A 13,170-nucleotide genomic window follows, 5' to 3' on the forward strand; every position below is an offset into this window, starting at 1 on the left:
CTATCATATACTTGCTTTTATCATACCACAAATTTGCGTAAAAAGCATCTGCCAGAATCATTTCGGGCTAACTCGCGAGGTCACGCTTCGCATAGATCCGTCCAGAAAAGACCGTCAGCGCAGCAATGACAATTACTCCCAGGACAAATGCCCCACGATCCGGCTGCTCCCTTGAAAAGATTTCCGTCGCATTCGCATAGGAAAACGGGGAAATAAATTTTACGTCTTCGAGATCCGGTACAACTCTTGCCATGAGATCGTATACATATAAGATTACCGGAATTGAGATTCCAATGCCTGCCCTGTTCTTTTTACTGACCGCCGAAATCAGGAAACAGATGGACGCAATCTCTGTATTCATCATAAGCTGCAATGCTATAAAACGGAGGAATTCCCCTGTAATTTCTTTTTCTCCAAGTGCAAGAAAACCAATCTGATAACATCCCGCGCAGAAAATCGTAAAAAGCACAAGACTTGCGATCACCGCCGCGAATTTTGCAATGATGATCTTCTCCCGCGCAACCGGCAAGGTAAAGGTAAATTCCGCCGTGTGTCCATCTTCCTCTTTCGACAGGATCACCGTTGCCAGTGTTGCCGCAAACATACTGCTTCCAAGCGCATGTATCGTGCCGATCTCCGTTGCAAAATATCCCTGCAGCGTAGCGATACTCAGTGTATTCATCCCAAACGCCTCCGAGAAAGCGCCCATCGATGCGAAATTTTCTGCCATTCCAGCCATACTGCCTTCCATACTTTGATATAACAAAATACAGATAAGTCCTATGCCTCCGACTACTGCCGACCACAGAAGAAGACTTTTTCCTGCTGCTTTCCATTCCATTTTCCAAAATGCATACATACTAGTTTTCCTCCTTTTCATAATAATGCATAAAGACTTCCTCAATCCCTGGTTCCTCGATCAATATGTCTGAGATATCATGCCCCTCAAGTTCCCTGTAGAGCTTATTTAAGTCATCCTTATAGAGGAAATCAAGTTTCCTGCCATCCCGCACCATTTTGATCCGCTTGGTCTTTCCCGCCATCAGATGCGTGACCGTATCAGTAACAATCAGCTTTCCCTCTTTCATGATTGCCACCCTGTCACAATAATTGCGGACTTCGGACAGCACATGTGTGGACAGCATACACGTTGCACCCTCAGCAACATAGTCCCGTATCAGCGAAAAGAACGTATTTTGCATCAGAGGATCCAGTCCGCTGGTCGGCTCATCAAACAAAAGAAGTTTTGGCTTATGCTGCATCGCGCACACGATACTTACCTTTTTCCGGTTTCCCAGTGACAGCTCACTGATCTTTCTTCTTGTATCGACCTGCAGTTTCTCACAAAGTTTCTCTGCCTCTCTCGTACAGTCCAGTTTCCGCACGTCCGCCGCAAATTTGAGTACGTCTTTTATTGTCATCCCCGGATAAAACCATGCTTCACTCGGCATATAGCCAATACATTTTAAAACCTCCTCTCGCTCTTTTGCCGCGTCATGACCGCAGATAATGATCTCTCCACTATCGTACCGGATAAGCCCGAGCATCGACCGGATCGTTGTGGATTTCCCTGCTCCATTCGAGCCAAGGAATCCGAAGATCTCTCCCTTTTTCACCTCAAACGACACCTGCTCGATCCCACGGTGTTTCCCATATCTCTTACTTAAATTTTTTACTTCAATAACATTTTTCATTTTTTCTGCCTCCTTTTACATCAAGGATAGCAAAAAAAATAGCGGAGACAATACCCGTCCCCGCCAGTGACACTTTTTCCTTCTTAACCCGCACTATTTTTCTTTTTTTGATCTCGCTTTAAACATCTCAAGATCCGAATTTAAAATCTTATCGTCAATTTTTCTCCTGCATTTGTAGATCAGATATACACACAAATACAAAAAGATCATATAAGAGGCAAATCCGACCGTCACATAAATATTTCTGTCAAACCACCGGCATATATATGACACCACCGCATAAATTCCGGTGCATACCGCGATCCCTGCCGCCTCCTTTTTTCCAATAGTATCCGCTTCATCAAAATTCCAGAGCAGATAAACCTGAAGATAGCCGACCAGATAAGCAAGACCGATCATCTCCGCCATATGTATCATATCCGCAACTGTTTTGCCAAGGCATAACCGGTACATACAGTAGAAAAATAAGATCGCGAAAAAGTACAGACATGCCTTAAATTCAATTCCAATCTCTTTGGTAAGATACCGCTCCCATAACGATGGTCTTTTCATGCCCGCTCTCCTTTCAAAAGTCTTCGAAAATCTGATGCGTAGGTGCGTGAAATGATAATGTGTTCTCCACTCACCAGCGTTGCATCGATCCTGTTCGAAGGCATACTCTTCAGTTTCTCAACCTTATTCACATTTACGATCATTGACTTGCTGCACCTGAAATAACTCTCGTCATCCAGGATCAGCTCTGCCGTAGCCAGGGAAACATCTAATTGGATCACCTTGTCCATCGTACAGGCGAATGTTTTCTCATCCACTTTTTCGATATACAAAATCTCCTGGGGCGAAAAAATAATGGTTTCCCCCTCCGACTTTCCCACCAGCTTTTTCTGATGCTTTTCCATGAATGCCAGCACGGCTTCCACTTCAGCATTGATCTGTTTATAATTTAAAATTAATTCATCATCTCCGCTGCGGATCTGATTCACCGTATAACGCATTCAACCGCTCCTTGTAACATATCTGTGCCTGAGATATACGCTCATTAAATTCCTTTGTACTTGTACAGCCAGAAAGAATACAAAACACTGCCCAGACCTGCCGCAATGATCACGCCCACGATCACGATCAGCGTTACCTCATCTCCGACCACGGACTCCAGGAAAGCTGCGCAGATTGAGATGATCCCCGCCGCAACAAATAATCTTCCCGCCATCCGGTGCGTAAGCGTCCAGTTCCTCTCACTATTCAATGTCCACGGCACCTTTATGCCAACCGTGTAATTCTGCCCCAGTTTTGGTATATAGTTTCCCAGTAAGATCCACAGAACCCCAAGCATCACATAAATAACCGTGGTAATGTCGATATTTCCACCAAGCGCAATGATATAAGTACATCCATTCACCTGAATGGAAACAGCCGGAATGATCCACAAAGTCACTGCCATTGGTTTCGGATGCATCTGCTTTTTCCCCGGATCCATGCAGATCCACAGGATCAGCACGCATTGTATAAAAGTCCTCTCTGCTTTTTCATTTTCATGCATCTCCTTTTAAATCTGACAGCCATACCATCAATTCTTCTACCACGCTAAGGTTCAGCTCGTAATAAATAAAGTTCTTGTGCCGCGTCTCCCGAATCAGATCTGCGTTTTTTAATATTTTTAAGTGATACGACACGGTTGCCTGTGTCATGTCAAATTTTCCGGCGATTTCTCCCGCCGAAAGCGTCGATCCCTTTAACATCTCGAGGATTTCTCTCCTGACCGGGTCTGATAACGCTTTAAAAGTATCTGCAAACGCCAAAGACATCCCTCCTGATCCTATAGGTTGCTATTTAGAAAATTTTCTAATTAGAAGTTTTTCTAAATTATACTTCATTTGAAGAATGATGTCAATAAATTGTGAAATGCAGGATCATGACTTTTTTTCTGTCGGTTATAAAAATAGTTGCAAAAAAGGCTTCCAGGAAAATTCCTGAAAGCCTTTTCTAATATTAACCTATTGAACGATCAACAAGTAATTATTCGATAACAGTAGCAACACGGCCTGATCCTACAGTACGTCCACCTTCGCGGATAGCGAATGTAAGACCCTGCTCCATAGCTACCGGATGGATCAGTTCGATTGTCATTTCGATGTTATCACCAGGCATGCACATTTCTGTACCAGCCGGTAATTCGCAAACACCTGTTACGTCAGTTGTTCTGAAGTAGAACTGCGGACGATAGTTGTTGAAGAACGGAGTATGACGTCCACCTTCATCTTTTGTTAAAACGTAAACCTGAGCTGTAAATTTGTGATGGCAGGTTACAGTACCCGGTTTAGCGATAACCTGACCTCTTTCGATCTGATCACGGTTGATACCACGAAGTAATGCACCGATGTTATCACCAGCCATAGCTTCATCAAGCTGTTTACGGAACATTTCGATACCAGTTACAACAGTCTTCTGAACATCATCTCTTACACCTAAGATTTCAAGTTCGTCGTTCAGATGCAGAGTACCTCTTTCTACTCTACCAGTAGCAACGGTACCACGACCTGTGATTGTGAATACGTCTTCGACCGGCATAAGGAACGGCTTATCTGTATCACGCTGCGGATCCGGAATGTAGCTGTCTACAGTATCCATGAGTTCCATGATCTTGTCGCCCCATTCTCCCATCGGATCTTCAAGAGCTTTTAAAGCAGAACCTTTGATGATCGGGCAGTCTGTGAATCCGTACTCTTCAAGCTGTTCTGTAACTTCCATTTCTACTAATTCGATAAGTTCCGGATCGTCAACCATATCACATTTGTTCAGGAATACAACGATGTACGGTACACCTACCTGACGAGATAACAGGATGTGCTCTTTTGTCTGAGCCATAACACCGTCAGTAGCAGCTACAACAAGGATAGCGCCATCCATCTGAGCAGCACCAGTGATCATGTTCTTTACATAATCGGCATGGCCTGGGCAGTCAACGTGAGCGTAATGTCTGTGCTCTGTCTCGTACTCAACGTGTGCAGTAGAGATTGTGATACCTCTTTCTCTTTCTTCCGGAGCTTTATCAATGTTTTCGAAATCAGTAGCTGTGTTACCAGCAACTCTTGCAGCAAGTACTTTTGTGATAGCTGCTGTTAAAGTTGTTTTACCATGATCTACGTGACCGATTGTTCCGATGTTACAATGTGGTTTTGTTCTTTCAAATTTAGCTTTAGCCATTTTAAAACGTCCTCCTTAATTTTATGCCTTAGCGGCGATTCTTTTTGATGCTGTCCGGGCTGTCCGGACAGCTTATACTCTGTAATCAGCTATTTCTGATTATATAAAATTATTGGCACTTTTTCAAGTGATTTTTACTTGTCTTTTGAAGAAATGATCTTATCCTGAACGGACTTCGGAACCTGCTCATATTTCTCGAAGAACATTGAGTAGTTACCACGTCCCTGTGTTCTGGAACGAAGATCGGTAGAGTAACCGAACATCTCAGCAAGCGGAACGTATGCTTTAACCATCTTTCCACCACCGATATCGTCCATTCCTTCGATACGTCCACGACGGGAGTTGATATCACCGATTACATCACCCATGTACTCTTCCGGCATGGTTACTTCCACTTTCATGATCGGCTCTAAGATAGCCGGAGCTGCCTTTGCCATAGCTTCCTTGAAACACATGGAACCGGCAATGTGGAATGCCATTTCAGAAGAATCGACTTCATGGTAAGAACCGTCATATACAACAGCGTGTACACCAAGTACCGGGAATCCTGCAAGGATACCAGCCTTTGACGCTTCTTCGATACCTTCACCGACTGCCGGGATGTATTCCTTCGGGATTGCTCCACCGACAACCTGGGATTCGAATTTGAAAGTTTCCTCTCCGTTCGGATCCATCGGCTCGAAACGAACTTTACAGTGTCCGTACTGTCCACGACCACCGGACTGTTTTGCGTATTTGTATTCCTGGTCAACCGGCTTTGTGAATGTCTCTTTGTAAGCAACCTGCGGAGCACCTACGTTTGCTTCTACCTTGAATTCGCGAAGCAGACGGTCAACGATGATCTCCAGATGAAGCTCACCCATACCTGCGATGATGGTCTGACCTGTTTCCTGATCTGTATGAGCACGGAAGGTCGGATCTTCTTCTGCAAGTTTTGCAAGTGCTTCACCCATCTTGCCCTGACCAGCTTTGGTCTTAGGCTCGATTGCAAGCTCGATAACCGGTTCAGGGAATTCCATGGACTCTAAGATTACCGGATGCTGCTCGTCACAGATGGTATCACCAGTTGTTGTGAATTTGAAACCAACAGCTGCTGCGATATCACCGGAGTAAACGCGGTCAAGCTCCTGTCTCTTGTTGGCATGCATCTGTAAGATACGTCCAACACGTTCTTTTTTATCTTTGGTTGCATTCAGCACATAAGAACCTGCTGCGATGCTTCCGGAGTAAACACGGAAGAATGCAAGTTTTCCAACGAACGGATCTGCCATGATCTTGAATGCCAGAGCAGAGAACGGTTCATCGTCGGAAGAATGTCTTTCTACTTCATTTCCCTCCAGATCGACACCCTTGATTGGCGGGATATCGATTGGAGACGGCATGTACTCGATGATTGCATCAAGAAGCTTCTGTACACCTTTGTTCTTGTATGCAGAACCACAGCATACCGGAACAGCGGTACACTCGCAAGTTGCCTTACGAAGCGCTTTCTTCATATCCTCTACGGAAGGTTCCTCTCCCTCAAGGTACATCATCATTAAGTCGTCGTCTAATTCACATACCTTTTCTACTAATTCGGTATGATACAGTTCAGCCTCATCCTTCATATCTCCAAGGTCGTCTGTAACGGTGATATCATCACCCTTATCATCATTGTAGATATAAGCTTTCATTTCGAAGAGGTCGATGATTCCCTTGAAATCATCTTCCTTACCGATCGGAAGCTGAAGAACGATTGCGTTCTTTCCTAATCTTGTACGGATCTGATCTACAGCTCCGTAGAAGTTTGCACCCAGGATATCCATCTTGTTAATGAATGCCATTCTAGGTACGTTGTAAGTGTCAGCCTGACGCCATACATTTTCTGACTGCGGCTCTACACCACCCTTTGCGCAGAAAACGCCGACAGCGCCATCAAGTACACGAAGGGAACGCTCAACCTCTACTGTAAAGTCAACGTGTCCTGGTGTATCAATGATGTTGATACGATGCTCTAAAGCGCCTGGCTTCGGTTTTGTGAACTCTTCCAGTGTCCAGTGGCATGTTGTAGCGGCTGATGTAATTGTGATACCTCTTTCCTGCTCCTGCTCCATCCAGTCCATGGTAGCAGTACCCTCATGAGTATCACCAATTTTATAGTTAACACCGGTATAGTAAAGAATACGCTCAGTTGTTGTTGTCTTACCAGCATCAATATGAGCCATAATACCAATGTTTCTGGTTCTCTCTAACGGATATTCTCTTCCAGCCAAAGGTTTTTCCTCCTTATATTTGTATCCTATGCTGCCAGATTATTAGAATCTGTAATGTGCGAAAGCTTTGTTTGCTTCTGCCATTTTGTGCATATCTTCTTTTCTTTTAACAGATGCGCCTGTATTGTTGGCTGCATCCATGATTTCATTTGCAAGACGTTCCTGCATTGTCTTCTCGCCTCTCTTGCGGGAGAACATGGTGATCCAACGAAGTGCAAGAGCCTGACGACGATCCGGTCTTACTTCGATCGGCACCTGGTAAGTTGCTCCACCGATACGTCTAGCCTTTACTTCGAGTACAGGCATTACGTTGTTCATAGCTTCTTCGAAAACTTCCAGTGCAGGCTTTCCTGTCTTTTCAGCAACGGAATCAAATGCTCCGTATACGATCTTCTGTGCTACACCTTTCTTACCATCCAGCATGATGTTGTTGATAAGTTTGGTAACCACTTTGTTGTTGTACAACGGATCTGCTAATACATCTCTTTTCTGAATATGTCCTTTACGTGGCACGGTACTTCCCTCCTTAATCATGATTTGTGCCAATGAACAGCTTGCTGTCCATCAGTTTGAAATTTTTCGATTAATTCAACGGTACTCACATGTGTCCTCAAATGTGTTTCGTGCGGAAAATCTATTTCTCCATCAAGGTATGAAATAATTCCAACACTAACCATAAGTTCTGTTTGTGATACTATTGGTTTCTAAACTGCTTATTTAGATGCTTTTGGCTTCTTAGCGCCGTATTTGGAACGAGCCTGACGTCTGTTTGCTACGCCTGCTGTATCCAAAACACCTCTGATGATGTGGTATCTGGTACCTGGTAAATCCTTTACTCTACCACCACGGATCAGAACAACGCTATGCTCCTGTAAATTGTGGCCTTCTCCCGGAATGTAGGATGTTACTTCGATTCCGTTAGAAAGACGAACTCTGGCAATCTTTCTAAGAGCTGAGTTAGGTTTCTTAGGAGTTGCAGTCTTAACTGCGGTACACACACCTCTCTTCTGCGGAGCAGCTACGTCTGTAGGTCTCTTCTTTAAAGAGTTGTATCCTTTCTGAAGTGCCGGTGCTGTAGACTTCTTTGCAGATGTCTGACGTCCTTTTCTTACTAACTGGTTGAATGTTGGCATTATTTTCACCTCCTGAAATTTGTATCATTTAATAACGCGCCTTTGTATGCACGCTAGAATATTATATAAATCTGGGAACTTCTTGTCAATGGCTTTTTGCAAATTTCTCTTTCTTTCCGCCTGCAGCAGACACTTGTCCGTTACAGTCAGTTTTTTTGCGCATCCGATTGCTCCGCCAGAATAGAAAGTAACGCATCCGCCACCTTCGGATCAAACTGCGTTCCTCTTCCACATCTGATCTCCTCTGTCACATGGGACTCATCGAAACTTCCACGGTAGATCCGCTCAAATGACATTGCGTCATACGTATCTGCCACCGCTATGATGCGCGCGGCCTCCGGGATCTCCTCTCTTTTTTTCCCGGAAAGATACCCCTTCCCATCCCATCTTTCATGATGATACAGCGCGCCTTCTTCCAGCCCTTCCATGGTGCTTAAATTTTTTAGGATATCCGCCCCGATCTTTACATGCTGCTTCATGATCCCGTACTCTTTCTCTGTCAGGTTTTTATGCTTATTTAAAATACGATCCGGGATCCCGATCTTTCCGATGTCGTGTAAAAGCGCCTGATAACGGAGTTTTTCAACCTTTTCTTCGCTCCAGCCGAGCTTTTTTGCAATTTTCACAGAAGTATCCGCCACCCGTTCCGAGTGTGCGTTCGTGTAACTGTCCTTTGCCTCTTCCGTCTTGGCGATCGCCGCGATCGCCTCCAAGGTCACCTGCATGACTTTCTGCCGCTCCGCCGCAAGCAGTTCTTCCATTTTGTGACGGTAGCCATAGAGTTCGATCTGTGTGGAGATCTTGCTTCGCATGATATCCGGTTCAAACGGTTTTCTCACATAATCCGCGCATCCAAGCTTAAATCCACGCTCCAGGCTTCCCCGCTTTCCTTCCGCGTCGATAAATACGACCGGGATCTCTGCGGTATCCGCATTTCCGGTGATCGCTTCCGTGATCTGAAAAAAGCCTTCGCCCGGCAGTCTGGTATCGAGCAGGATCAGATCCGGTTTCTGTTCCCGGATCCGCGTAAAAACCTCCCGTGTTTCCGGTTCTGCACGTCTCAGCTCATACGTTTCGCCAAGGATTTCCTCAATCTCTGCGTAATCCGCGGCAGAAGATTCTATTACTAGTATTTTCCGTTTCCACATTTTTATTCCGCTTTTTCCCATATTTTTCCCCCGAAAACCAAAGACCCCCCTGAATCTTCTCAGAGAGGTCTTTGGTATATTTTATTCTTCTACCGTTACGGTTTCATTCTCTTCTGCTGTTTCTTCCCCAAAATCATCCATCAGAAAATCATCATCGTCAAATGAGATCTCTTCTTCTTCATTCAGATCAGAATCAAGCTTGATGTCACGATAACACTTCATGCCGGTACCAGCCGGAATCAGCTTACCGATAATAACATTTTCTTTCATACCGATGAGCGGATCGATCTTTCCTTTGATTGCCGCCTCTGTCAGTACCTTCGTTGTTTCCTGGAAGGATGCTGCGGAGAGGAAGGAATTCGTTGCAAGGGAAGCCTTTGTGATACCAAGAAGTACCTGCGTGCCTTCTGCCGGCTGCTTTCCTTCTTCGATCAGCTTCTCATTTACATCGTCGAGCTCTAACGTATCTACCAGAATTCCCGGAAGGAAATCGGAATCTCCGTTGTTTTCGATGCGGATCTTCTGTAACATCTGGCGCACGATAACCTCGATATGTTTATCATTGATCTCAACACCCTGCAGGCGGTATACACGCTGAACTTCGCGGAGCATGTAATCCTGAACTGCGCGGACGCCCTTGATCTTTAAGATGTCATGCGGGTTGACAGAACCTTCGGTCAGTTCGTCACCGGCCTCTAAGACTGCTCCATCCATAACTTTGATTCTGGATCCGTAAGGGATCAGATATGTCTTGGATTCGCCTGTCTCGTTGTTGGTTACGATAATCTCACGTTTCTTCTTTGTATCTTTGATCGTAGCTACGCCACCAAATTCTGTGATAATGGCAAGACCCTTCGGCTTTCTTGCCTCGAAAATTTCCTCGACACGCGGAAGACCCTGTGTGATATCATTTCCGGCAACACCACCGGTATGGAAGGTACGCATGGTAAGCTGTGTACCCGGTTCACCGATTGACTGAGCCGCGATGATACCAATCGCTTCACCAACCTGTACTGCATTTCCGGTTGCCATGTTCGCGCCATAGCATTTCGCGCACACACCCATGTGGGAACGGCAGGTAAGGATTGTACGGATCTTCACTTTTTCGATCGGATTTCCGTTTTCATCCACACCCTTGCTCATGATCTCTGCCGCACGCTTCGGTGTGATCATATGATTTGCCTTTACAAGGACATTTCCATCCTTGTCGCAGATCGTCTCGCATGAGAAACGTCCTGTAATACGATCCTGAAGGCTTTCGATCTCTTCTTTTCCGTCCATGAATGCTTTTACATACATACCCGGAATCTCTTTTCCTGTTCCTGCCTGGCAGTCAGACTCACGCACGATCATGTGCTGTGAAACGTCAACCAGACGTCTGGTCAGGTAACCGGAATCGGCGGTACGAAGTGCGGTATCGGACAAACCTTTACGCGCTCCGTGCGCAGACATGAAATACTCGAGTACGTCAAGACCTTCACGGAAGTTTGACTTGATCGGCAACTCGATCGTACGTCCGGTTGTATCTGCCATAAGTCCACGCATACCGGCAAGCTGTTTGATCTGTTTATCAGAACCACGGGCTCCGGAATCAGCCATCATGAAGATGTTGTTGTATTTGTCCAATCCGGTCAGAAGCGCTTCGGTAAGCTCATCATCTGTCTCTTTCCATGTTTCTACAACTTCTTTGTAACGCTCTTCTTCGGTGATAAGACCACGTTTGTACTGCTTGGTGATACGGTCTACGGTATCCTGCGCAGCCTGGATCATTTCCGGTTTCTGTGGCGGCACGGTCATATCGGAAATGGATACGGTCATGGCTGCCTGTGTGGAGAATTTATATCCCATTGCCTTGATGTCATCCAGTACTTCCGCGGTTGTTGTAGCGCCGTGGATATTGATAACTTTCTCAAGGATCTGTTTTAAGTGTTTCTTTGCAACGTGGAAATCGATTTCCAGTGCAAATTCGTTTTCTTCTTTGCTTCTGTCTACGAATCCAAGATCCTGCGGAATGATCTCATTGAAAATGAAACGTCCCAGTGTGGATTCGCACATTCCAGTCTTTGTTGTTCCGTCCGGCATTGTCTTTGTCATGCGGACATGGATTCTGGAATGTAAGGTCAGCGCTTTATTTTCATAGGCAAGAATTGCCTCGTTTACGCTCTTGAAATACTTTCCTTCACCGATCGATCCCGGTCTTTCCTGGGTCAGATAGTAAATACCAAGTACCATATCCTGCGAAGGAACGGCTACCGGACCACCATCGGACGGTTTTAACAGGTTGTTCGGAGAGAGCAGCATGAAACGGCACTCTGCCTGTGCTTCCTGGGAAAGCGGAAGATGGACGGCCATCTGGTCACCATCGAAATCGGCGTTGAACGCGGTACACACAAGCGGATGAAGCTTGATCGCCTTACCTTCTACGAGGATCGGCTCGAACGCCTGAATACCAAGTCTGTGCAGTGTCGGAGCACGGTTTAACATAACCGGATGCTCTTTGATGACTTCTTCGAGCACATCCCATACCTCGGTCTGAAGTCTCTCCACCATCTTCTTTGCACTCTTGATGTTGTGCGCGGTTCCGTTTGCAACGAGTTCTTTCATAACAAACGGTTTAAACAGCTCGATCGCCATTTCTTTCGGCAGACCGCACTGATAAATCTTTAACTTCGGCTCTACACAGATAACGGAACGTCCGGAATAGTCAACACGCTTTCCTAAGAGGTTCTGTCTGAAACGTCCGGATTTACCCTTTAACATATCGGATAAGGACTTGAGCGCACGGTTTCCAGGACCTGTAACCGGTCTGCCGCGGCGTCCGTTATCGATCAAAGCGTCAACCGCTTCCTGGAGCATACGTTTCTCATTGCGGACAATGATATCCGGTGCGCCAAGCTCCAAGAGTCTTCTCAGACGGTTATTACGGTTAATGATTCTTCTGTATAAGTCATTTAAGTCACTGGTTGCAAAACGTCCACCATCCAGCTGTACCATCGGACGTAAGTCTGGCGGAATAACCGGGATGACCGTCATGATCATCCATTCCGGCTTGTTTCCGGATTCACGGAACGCTTCTACAACTTCGAGTCTCTTGATGATTCTCGCGCGTTTCTGTCCGGTTGCATCTTTTAACGCAGCCTTTAACTCTGCGGAATCTTTTTCAAGGTCGATTGCCTGTAACAGCTCTAAAATTGCCTCGGCACCCATTCCAACGCGGAAATCGCTGCCGTATTTTTCTCTTGCTTCCTGATATTCGTTCTCAGAAAGTACCTGCTTTACCTGTAAACCGGTGTTTCCTGCATCAAGTACGATGTAGGAAGCAAAGTACAATACTTTTTCCAGTGTTCTCGGTGACAGGTCAAGGATAAGTCCCATACGGGACGGGATACCCTTGAAATACCAGATATGGGATACCGGAGCCGCAAGCTCGATATGTCCCATACGCTCTCTACGCACGCTGGCTTTGGTGATCTCAACGCCGCATCGGTCGCAGACAACGCCCTTATAACGGATCTTTTTGTACTTTCCACAGTGGCATTCCCAGTCCTTGCTCGGTCCGAAAATCTTTTCGCAGAAAAGTCCGTCCTTCTCCGGTTTTAATGTTCTATAGTTAATGGTCTCAGGCTTCTTTACTTCGCCTCTTGACCACTCTCTGATCTTTTCAGGTGATGCTAAGCCAATCTGAATTGCATCAAATGAAATTGGCTGGTAAGTCTCATTGTTCTTCGTTTCTGGCATTGTG

General features: G+C 45.6%; 12 protein-coding genes. All 12 read right to left on the minus strand.

Translation table 11 applies throughout. From position 1 onward, the window contains the following. Positions 1-67: 67 nt before the first annotated feature. Positions 68-859, minus strand: coding sequence for an ABC transporter permease subunit (locus tag H8Z76_RS06120; protein ID WP_243240447.1), 792 nt, complete (start codon positions 857-859; stop codon positions 68-70). Between the two features lies 1 nt (position 860). Continuing rightward, positions 861-1,694 carry an ABC transporter ATP-binding protein gene (locus H8Z76_RS06125; protein ID WP_186981955.1) on the minus strand — a complete coding sequence of 278 codons (834 nt, stop codon included), beginning with the start codon at positions 1,692-1,694 and terminating at the stop codon, positions 861-863. A 93-nt stretch (positions 1,695-1,787) separates the two neighbouring features. Next, on the minus strand, positions 1,788-2,246 hold the full coding sequence (locus H8Z76_RS06130; RefSeq protein WP_022514264.1) for a hypothetical protein: 459 nt from the start codon (positions 2,244-2,246) through the stop codon (positions 1,788-1,790). Then, positions 2,243-2,686 (minus strand): LytTR family DNA-binding domain-containing protein, encoded by a 444-nt coding sequence (locus tag H8Z76_RS06135; RefSeq protein WP_022514265.1) that lies wholly within the window; start codon positions 2,684-2,686, stop codon positions 2,243-2,245. The genes H8Z76_RS06130 and H8Z76_RS06135 overlap by 4 nt, the downstream gene beginning before the upstream one ends. Positions 2,687-2,730: 44 nt before the next feature. After that, positions 2,731-3,147 carry an SdpI family protein gene (locus H8Z76_RS06140; RefSeq protein ID WP_186981956.1) on the minus strand — a complete coding sequence of 139 codons (417 nt, stop codon included), beginning with the start codon at positions 3,145-3,147 and terminating at the stop codon, positions 2,731-2,733. Positions 3,148-3,223: 76 nt separating this feature from the next. Beyond that, positions 3,224-3,490 carry an autorepressor SdpR family transcription factor gene (locus H8Z76_RS06145; protein WP_186981957.1) on the minus strand — a complete coding sequence of 89 codons (267 nt, stop codon included), beginning with the start codon at positions 3,488-3,490 and terminating at the stop codon, positions 3,224-3,226. Positions 3,491-3,707: 217 nt separating this feature from the next. Next, positions 3,708-4,895, minus strand: coding sequence for an elongation factor Tu (gene tuf, locus H8Z76_RS06150; RefSeq protein WP_147618454.1), 1,188 nt, complete (start codon positions 4,893-4,895; stop codon positions 3,708-3,710). A gap of 134 nt (positions 4,896-5,029) precedes the next feature. Next, entirely contained in the window at positions 5,030-7,147 is a 2,118-nt protein-coding gene (gene fusA / locus H8Z76_RS06155; protein ID WP_147618455.1) for an elongation factor G, read from the minus strand. Positions 7,148-7,189: 42 nt separating this feature from the next. Continuing rightward, positions 7,190-7,660: a 30S ribosomal protein S7 gene (gene rpsG, locus H8Z76_RS06160; protein WP_330594962.1), complete on the minus strand. Its 471-nt coding sequence runs from the start codon at positions 7,658-7,660 to the stop codon at positions 7,190-7,192. A gap of 200 nt (positions 7,661-7,860) precedes the next feature. Continuing rightward, entirely contained in the window at positions 7,861-8,280 is a 420-nt protein-coding gene (rpsL, locus tag H8Z76_RS06165) for a 30S ribosomal protein S12 (protein ID WP_022514186.1), read from the minus strand. A gap of 146 nt (positions 8,281-8,426) precedes the next feature. Then, positions 8,427-9,449 (minus strand): HD-GYP domain-containing protein, encoded by a 1,023-nt coding sequence (locus H8Z76_RS06170; protein WP_186981958.1) that lies wholly within the window; start codon positions 9,447-9,449, stop codon positions 8,427-8,429. Positions 9,450-9,509: 60 nt separating this feature from the next. Then, positions 9,510-13,166, minus strand: coding sequence for a DNA-directed RNA polymerase subunit beta' (gene rpoC, locus H8Z76_RS06175; protein ID WP_022514188.1), 3,657 nt, complete (start codon positions 13,164-13,166; stop codon positions 9,510-9,512). Between the last annotated feature and the right edge of the window lie 4 nt (positions 13,167-13,170).

The organism is Roseburia yibonii (assembly GCF_014297335.1).
GTDB classification, from domain to species: domain Bacteria; phylum Bacillota; class Clostridia; order Lachnospirales; family Lachnospiraceae; genus Roseburia_D; species Roseburia_D yibonii.